Genomic DNA, 7415 nt, shown 5'->3' on the forward strand with positions numbered 1-7415 from the left:
TGTAGGGGCAGACCTATGTGTCTGCCCGCATAAGGTTTTCTAAACAGCAAGCAGAAAAATAGAAATGGGCGAACACATCGCTTCACCCCTACGATTTGTTAAATCATCAATGTAATGTAGGGGCAGACCTATGTATCTGCCCGCATAAGGTTTTCTGAACAGCAAGCAGAAAAATAGAAATGGGTGAACAGATCGGTTCGCCCCTACGATTTATTAAATCCATCAATGTAATGTAGGGGCAGACCTATGTGTCTGTCCGTATAAGGTTTTCTGAACAGCAAGCAGAAAAATAGAAATGGGCGAACACATCGGTTCGCCCCTACGATTTATTAAATCATCAATGTAATGTAGGGGCAGACCTGTGTGTCTGTCCGCATAAGGTTTTCTGAACAGCAAGCAGAAAAATAGAAATGGGCGAACACATCGGTTCGCCCCTACGATTTGTTAAATCATCAATGTAATGTAGAAGCAGACCTATGTGTCTGCCTGAAGCTGATAGCCGAAAAGGAATCTTATCCAAAATGTTTACTTACTGTCGCGCAACGCCGTTTACAATACAATCTGTCAAAGCGCAAAAAGATCAACTCAAAAACCTTGAACTCGCTGAATTTCAACAGGCTTCTATCTATCAATTATTAGAAAATCGCACAACATTTTATGACGATATATTGCAACACCTTTGGCAACATTTTCAGCTTGATCAACAACCAGATCTGAGCCTAATTGCAGTAGGTGGCTATGGACGAGGGGAAATGTTTCCTCTATCTGATTTAGATTTTTTGATTTTGACACAATCGCAACCTAGTGAAGAAATTCAGTTGCAACTCCGTCAATTTGTTCAGTTTTTATGGGATTGTGGGTTTGAAGTCGGGCATTCTGTTCGTACTTTGGCGGAATGTGAACAGACTGGTCGAGAAGATATTTCTATCGCCACTAATTTGCTCGAAAGTCGCTACTTATGCGGAAATGAAAAATTATTTGAAAAACTCACCGCACTTTTAAAACAGTCCGATTTCTGGCGCTTGGCGGATTTTTATCAGGCCAAGATGGAAGAAAAAAATGTGCGTTATCAACGTTATAACAACACTAGTTATAACCTTGAACCGGATATCAAATACAGCCCGGGCGGTTTGCGTGATTTACATTTGCTCTATTGGCTCGCCCTACGGCATACCGGGGCAAAAAACTTGCAGGATATTTTACAAACGGGCTTTATTTACCCCGAAGAGTATGCGTTATTGCAAGAAAAGCAACATTTTTTGTTTAAAATGCGCTTTGCTTTGCACCTCATTTTAAAGCGTTACGATAACCGACTATTATTTGATCGCCAAGTAAAAGTGAGCCAATTGCTTGGCTATCAAGGGGAAGGTAATGAAGCCGTAGAAAAAATGATGAAAGCATTTTTTCAATCTTTACAAACGATTGCGACTCTGACACATAGCTTAACGAAACATTATCGTGAACATTTTATAGACAAGCCAAGTCAGCAAACCTGTTTTCCGTTAGATCGCCATTTTCACGTTGCGAATAATGCCATTTGCTTAACGCAAAAAGACTGTTTTCAACAACAGCCAGACAGTATTTTAGATTTGTTTTTCTATCTCACTCAATACCCAACAGCAGAAATTCATTCCAGCACGCTACGCCAATTAATCCGCACGATTGAAACATTTCAAGGCTATTTAAGTGAAGATTCACCAGCGAGAGAAAAATTTCTCCGCTTATTTCAACAACCAAATTGCGTGCAACGAGCATTTTTGCCAATGCATCAATATGGCGTGTTACGCATCTATTTACCACAATGGCAAGCCATTGAAGGATTAATGCAATTTGATTTATTCCATAGCTATACCGTTGATGAGCATACCTTGCGCGTGATGCTAAAATTAGAACGTTTTACCCAGCCCGAAAGCCAATCTGCACACCCTATCTGCTATGGCATTTTTACTCAATTATCACAGCGTGCTTTGCTTTATCTTGCAGGGTTATTCCACGATATCGCCAAAGGTCGCGGAGGTGATCACGCCGAGCTTGGCGCAAAAGACATTGCAGATTTTGCCGCGTTACACGGTTTTTCTGCTCAAGACAGTGAATTAATGCAATGGTTAGTCGCTCAGCATTTATTGATGTCGGTAACGGCACAACGGCGAGATATTGACGATCCCAATATCGTCCTTGCATTTGCTGAGGAAGTTACGACTCAACAACGCCTTGATTTACTCACTTGCTTAACGGTGGCAGATATTTGTGCGACTAATGAAACGCTTTGGAATAGTTGGAAACGTTCTTTATTAACAAAGCTTTATCAATCTACTACCGAGCAATTTAGCCTAGGAATGGCAAACCTGTTGGATAATCAGAACAAAATCGCACAGCATAAAAATCAGGCACTGGCATTATTACAACAAGAGAAGCCCGAACTTCTGCAAGAAACCATTCAGTGCTTGTGGCAAACGTTCCCACAAGATTATTTCTTACGCAATAATCCAAAGCAAATTTGCTGGCATAGCGCACTCATTGCGGAAAGTCGAAAACAAAGTGCGGTGCAAAATGTAGTAAAAATCAGTAACCGCTTTTCCGCAGGGGGGACGGAAATCTTTATTCATTGTGAAGATCAAGACAATTTATTCCATAAAGTTGTCAGCACCATCGGCGCAAAATGTTTTAGTATTCACGACGCACAAATTCTCACGGCTGAAGACGGCAAGGTGTTTGACAGTTTTATTGTTACTGAATTAGATGGAACACTCGCGAAATTTGATCGCCGCCGCGAGCTAGAGCAAGCCTTGCAAAAGGCACTGAGTGCGAACAAAATTGCGAAAATCAGCACAATGAAAAACCATCAGCTTAAGCCATTTCGTGTAAAAACCGAAGTACGCTTTTTGCATTTAGCGAAAAGTACGCACACAGAAATGGAACTGTTTGCCCTTGATAAAGCAGGGTTGTTAGCAGAAATCAGCCAAATTTTCACCGCACTTCAGTTAAATATCCAAAACGCTAAAATTACCACAATTGGTGAAAAAGCGGAGGATTTCTTTATTTTAACCAATCGCGAAGGGAAGGCATTGTCGCAACAGGAAAGAGAGGCGTTAGAGCAGCGAATTTTAGCCTCGATATAATCAAATATAATTGAACACCGCTTTTTTAAAGAGCGGTGTTTTTTATGAATTTTTTCTTACTACTTGCGTAAATTTTCTAAGGCGACAGCGGTGATGATAATTGCACCGCCAAGTAACATTGTGAGCGTAGGGGCTTCATTAAGCCATAGCCAAGCAATAAGAATGGCATAAACTGGTTCAAGGGAAATAATCATCGCCGCCGTTCTTGCGCTTAGCACATCAAGGCTAGAAACAAAGAGCGTGTAGGCAAGGCTGGTGCAAAGCAAGCCAATGCAGGCGATCCAAAACCAATCTTGTAAAGAAACACTTGGCAATTCATTGGCGTAAAATGGTAAAAGCACAATAACACCCACCAAATATTGCCACCAGCTGGCTTGGCTACCTGAAAGGAGGCCTCGATTTTTGCGATTTAGCACCGCAAGTAAGCCGTAAATCGCCCCTGAAAAAATGCCCCATAATAGGCCTTGTGTGGATTGGTTGCCAAATTCAAAGGCAGGGGTTACAAGGATTAATCCAAATGTAATGGCGAGTAATAAGAAAAATTCACCTAATTTTAACCGCACTTTGAATATGAGCATTTCAAATAAGCAGACAAAGGCGGGAAAACTGGCAAAGCCCAGTGTTCCCACTGCGACACCGCCAACTTTAACTGCAATATAAAAGGTGACCCAATGGGCAGTGAGTAAACTACCTAGCACAAATTGTAACAAAATGCCTTGTGCAGAAAGCTTGTTGAGAGGCATTTTCTTATAGAGGAAGAAGAGGGAGAGTGCCATAAGAGCGATAAATACACGCCCAAGCACTAACACGCCAGCACTGCTTTGAATCAGCACGCCCAGCACGCCCGTTAAACCAAATAACACTGCGGTACTATGTACTTTTAGCAATGCAAGCTGATAGTGTTTGTTGGCGTTTTCCATCATTTCTTCCTACTTTTCCTTAAGCATTTTTGATTGTGGCAAAGGCATTATCGGCTGCTTGCAAGGTGCGTTCAATATCTTCATCAGTATGTGCCAAAGACATAAAACCTGCTTCATAAGCGGAAGGGGCGAGATAAATCCCTTGTTCTAGCATTTTATGGAAGAATTGTTTGAATTTTTCCGCATCGCATTTCATCACCTGCTGATAAGTGCTGACTTCAGGCTGATCAGTGAAGAAAATACCAAACATTCCTCCTACATAATTCACCACAAATGGAATGTGATGTTTGTCCGCGAGAGCTTTTAAGCCAACGGCGAGTTTTTCCGTTAAGGTAGCAAGGCGTTGTTCGTTACCTGCTTTTTTCAATTCTGTTAAACAGGCTAGTCCCGCTGCCATTGCAATTGGATTGCCAGAGAGCGTGCCAGCTTGATACACAGGCCCTGTTGGTGCGATATATTGCATAATTTCTTTTTTTCCGCCAAATGCACCTACGGGCATTCCGCCGCCAATAACCTTGCCAAGGGTGGTTAAGTCAGGGGTTACGCCATAGTATTGTTGCGCACCGCCTAAGGCAACACGAAAACCGGTCATCACTTCGTCAATGATTAATAATGCACCATACTGATCACAGAGTTCACGTAATTGTTGTAAAAAGCCTGCCTTAGGTGGAATGCAGTTCATATTTCCTGCAACTGGCTCGATAATGACACAGGCAATCTCATCAGGATACTGTTCAAAGGCTTGTTTAACAGAATCAATATTATTGTATTCACAAGTTAACGTCTGTTTTGCAAAATCCGCTGGCACGCCCGGTGAGCTAGGTTGCCCAAGGGTTAATGCACCTGAGCCAGCTTTTACCAGTAAGCTATCAGAATGTCCGTGGTAACAACCTTCAAACTTAATAATTTTATCTCGTTTGGTATAACCTCGCGCTAAGCGAATGGCGGACATTGTGGCTTCAGTACCTGAACTTACCATTCTGACCATTTCAATAGAAGGCACAAGCTGGCAAACTAAGGTGGCTAAATCAATTTCTAATGGGGTAGGCGCCCCAAAACTCAAGCCTTTTTCGGCAGTTTTTAGCACCGCACTTAAAATTGCGGGGTGGTTATGCCCTAAAATCATCGGCCCCCAAGATCCCACATAATCAATATATTGCTTGCCGTCTGTATCAAAAATATAGGCGCCCTCTGCACGGTCAATAAATACCGGCGTACCACCGACGCCATTAAAGGCACGGACAGGCGAATTAACCCCACCGGGGATGACTTTTTGCGCTTGGGAAAAGAGGCTTTCTGAATGGTTCATTACTATTTGTCCTTTATCTTATCTAAGAGAAATTGCATAAAACTGAAATATTGTACTGTAAAACTGAGTAAATTTATAAAAATATTTATGTACGCGTTTGCCTTTATGGTATGCTTTTGCCACTTATTTTTTACTGAAATTATTCATTATGTTGTTGAGTTTTCTGCTCACATTTCTCGGTGCATTGCTTTCTTTATTTGCGATGCGTCCGATTGCGCAAAAAATCGGTTTAGTGGATAAACCAAATTATCGCAAACGCCACAAAGGCGCAATCCCTCTGATTGGGGGCATTTCGCTATTTATCGGTAACTGTGTCTTCTATTTTCTTGAGTGGGAGCAAATGCGGCTGCCAGCGTTATATCTTTTCAGTATATTTGTGTTATTAGCCATTGGTATTTTAGATGATCGCTTCGACATCAGCCCTTTCATTCGTGCGGGAATTCAAGCCTTTTTAGCTATTTTAATGATTGATATGGGCAATATTTATCTCGATCATCTCGGGCAAATTTTAGGCCCATTCCAACTAACACTCGGTTCAATTGGGTTGATGATCACCGTGTTCGCAACGATTGCTGTGATCAATGCCTTCAATATGATAGATGGTATAGATGGTTTACTTGGTGGCTTATCTAGCGTTGCTTTTGGGGCGATAGGCATCTTACTCGTTATGGATAATCAAATGGATCTCGCCTATTGGAGTTTTGCCTTAATTATTGCTATTTTACCTTATTTAATGCTTAATCTTGGCATTCCTTTTGGTACGAGATTTAAAGTTTTTATGGGAGATGCTGGTAGCACACTGATTGGCTTTACGATTATTTGGATCTTACTGCTTAGCACACAGGGTAAAGGTCACCCAATGAATCCAATCACGGCATTATGGATCATTGCCATTCCCGTGATTGATATGATCGCGATTATTTACCGTCGTTTGCGTAAAGGTAAAAGCCCATTTCGTCCTGATCGCTTGCATATTCACCATTTAATGGTGCGTGCGGGGCTAAGTTCACGCCAAGCCTTTTTATTTATCACCTTTATCGCCGCACTCTGTGCAGGTTTTGGGATTTTAGGTGAAATTTATTACATCAATGAATGGATAATGTTTCTCGGCTTTATTCTTCTGTTTTTCATTTATGTCTTTTCAATCGCCAGAGCGTGGCGTATTACTCGCTGGGTAAGACGCCTAAAACGCCGCCATCGCCGTCTAGCAAAACAATAAGGAGAAAAAAACGATGCAATCAAAAAATACAGCAAAAAAATCTTTTATCATTATTTTGTTTACGATTATTTTTGCTTTGGCTGGGTATGGGGCAAGTTTTTTACAGAAATTACAGTGGAAGGCGGAAGCGAAAATCTCTCAACCAACCGTAAATCAATTAGGTAATTATTATGCTTTGGCATCAATGTATCAGTTTATTCAAGGTAAGAATGAGCCAGAAGCCTTGTTAGTGAACAACGTGTATGATGAATTTAAACGTCAGGTTTCTGCTTATGACAATATCCGTCAATTTTGGTTGCAAAGTTCCTACTATAAACAACGAGAAACAGGAAATGCACAAAATGATGAAGAATTACTTGAGCAATTAGTAAAAACAGTCAAATTTTCCACCGCACTTAAAGGACAGCCAGAAACACTTTCTATTCAATTAGATAACCCTAAACAGGCGCTGGAAATGCTCAATGCATTTATTGAGCAAAGCAATCTTGCAACAAGAGAGGTGATTTACAATGAATTGATCGGGCAGTGGAAAAATTTGTTTAATCAAGTAAGTAGTGCTGCTCAATTAAAGCTAGGCGCAACCTTACAGGCTAATACACTGGGGGAGCAAGATTGGCAAGGCAAATTAAATATGATGAAATCAGTCAATCCGCTTGATAATAATTTGACTGCTTATCGTTACCTTAAATCACCAATTCAACCGCTTCATCCTGAACGTCAGGCATTATATTGGGTATTATTTGCAGGTTTATTGGGGCTGATGATAGGTATTTTCTTCGCAAACATACTCACAACAAAATCTAAAAAAGAAAGTATTGAAGAATAAAAAGTGCGGTTGGATTTTTTAG

5 protein-coding genes are annotated in these 7415 nt (G+C 41.0%); 3 read left to right on the top strand and 2 right to left on the bottom strand.

Going from position 1 to position 7415, the window contains the following annotated elements:
• Window positions 1–521 precede the first annotated feature (521 nt).
• Entirely contained in the window at window positions 522–3119 is a 2598-nt protein-coding gene (glnD, locus tag L4F93_RS07225; RefSeq protein ID WP_250349668.1) for a bifunctional uridylyltransferase/uridylyl-removing protein GlnD, read from the top strand.
• A gap of 59 nt (window positions 3120–3178) precedes the next feature.
• On the opposite strand, the gene L4F93_RS07230 is transcribed toward glnD, so the two are convergent.
• Window positions 3179–4039 carry a DMT family transporter gene (locus L4F93_RS07230; protein WP_250351657.1) on the bottom strand — a complete coding sequence of 287 codons (861 nt, stop codon included), beginning with the start codon at window positions 4037–4039 and terminating at the stop codon, window positions 3179–3181.
• A 19-nt stretch (window positions 4040–4058) separates the two neighbouring features.
• Window positions 4059–5348: a glutamate-1-semialdehyde 2,1-aminomutase gene (gene hemL / locus L4F93_RS07235; protein WP_250349669.1), complete on the bottom strand. Its 1290-nt coding sequence runs from the start codon at window positions 5346–5348 to the stop codon at window positions 4059–4061.
• A gap of 148 nt (window positions 5349–5496) precedes the next feature.
• On the opposite strand from hemL, the gene wecA reads away from it, so the two are divergent.
• Window positions 5497–6567 carry a UDP-N-acetylglucosamine--undecaprenyl-phosphate N-acetylglucosaminephosphotransferase gene (gene wecA, locus L4F93_RS07240; protein ID WP_250351658.1) on the top strand — a complete coding sequence of 357 codons (1071 nt, stop codon included), beginning with the start codon at window positions 5497–5499 and terminating at the stop codon, window positions 6565–6567.
• Between the two features lie 13 nt (window positions 6568–6580).
• Window positions 6581–7393 carry a Wzz/FepE/Etk N-terminal domain-containing protein gene (locus L4F93_RS07245; RefSeq protein ID WP_250349670.1) on the top strand — a complete coding sequence of 271 codons (813 nt, stop codon included), beginning with the start codon at window positions 6581–6583 and terminating at the stop codon, window positions 7391–7393.
• The last annotated feature ends 22 nt before the right edge of the window (window positions 7394–7415 follow it).

Origin of the sequence: Avibacterium sp. 20-132 (assembly GCF_023611925.1) — a bacterium.
In the GTDB taxonomy this organism is placed as follows: domain Bacteria; phylum Pseudomonadota; class Gammaproteobacteria; order Enterobacterales; family Pasteurellaceae; genus Avibacterium.

Bases quoted from the DNA above. Each gene is read 5' to 3' on its own strand.
- L4F93_RS07245 (WP_250349670.1), top strand. From the start codon at position 6,581: ATGCAATCAAAAAATACAGCAAAAAAATCTTTTATCATTATTTTGTTT.
- hemL (WP_250349669.1), bottom strand. From the start codon at position 5,348: ATGAACCATTCAGAAAGCCTCTTTTCCCAAGCGCAAAAAGTCATCCCC.
- wecA (WP_250351658.1), top strand. From the start codon at position 5,497: ATGTTGTTGAGTTTTCTGCTCACATTTCTCGGTGCATTGCTTTCTTTA.
- glnD (WP_250349668.1), top strand. From the start codon at position 522: ATGTTTACTTACTGTCGCGCAACGCCGTTTACAATACAATCTGTCAAA.
- L4F93_RS07230 (WP_250351657.1), bottom strand. From the start codon at position 4,039: ATGGAAAACGCCAACAAACACTATCAGCTTGCATTGCTAAAAGTACAT.